Source organism: Bartonella taylorii 8TBB, assembly GCF_902825155.1.
GTDB lineage: Bacteria > Pseudomonadota > Alphaproteobacteria > Rhizobiales > Rhizobiaceae > Bartonella > Bartonella taylorii_A.
Genome location: NZ_CADEAG010000213.1, coordinates 1 through 390 on the forward strand (window position 1 = coordinate 1; position 390 = coordinate 390).

Here is a 390-nt window from a genome sequence, read left to right on the forward strand (position 1 = left end):
ACGTAACTCAAAACGATACAGACAAGGCACAAAACATTTTTCAGCAATAATTTTACTCTCTCCCTTCTCATAACAACCAAAATTGCGATTCCCATCACCAATGACACCACGAATAAACTTGCGGTTCTCTCTCTCATTGAGGAAACGAATAACCGCTTTCGGCACAGCCACTCTCCCTTCACCATCTGCATATGTAGGAACAGCTAATATATAAGGTTCATCAATTAACACAGACGGCTTTGTTTTATCAATCTTGAGGATTCGTTGATCAAGTTGAGAGACAAAATGTTCAGTATTACCCGTTGCGCTCGAATAAAAAACAATAAGCCCCATTAAACACAAATACCACTAATCATATCCGGTCTAAAACCAGACCAATGATTTTCACCA

1 protein-coding gene is annotated in these 390 nt (G+C 39.0%); it reads right to left on the minus strand.

Annotated elements, in window-relative coordinates:
* Window positions 1-333, minus strand: a 333-nt coding sequence (nrdI, locus tag J7R13_RS09350; RefSeq protein ID WP_208438356.1) for a class Ib ribonucleoside-diphosphate reductase assembly flavoprotein NrdI, incomplete at its 3' end; no start/stop codon positions are given.
* Between the last annotated feature and the right edge of the window lie 57 nt (window positions 334-390).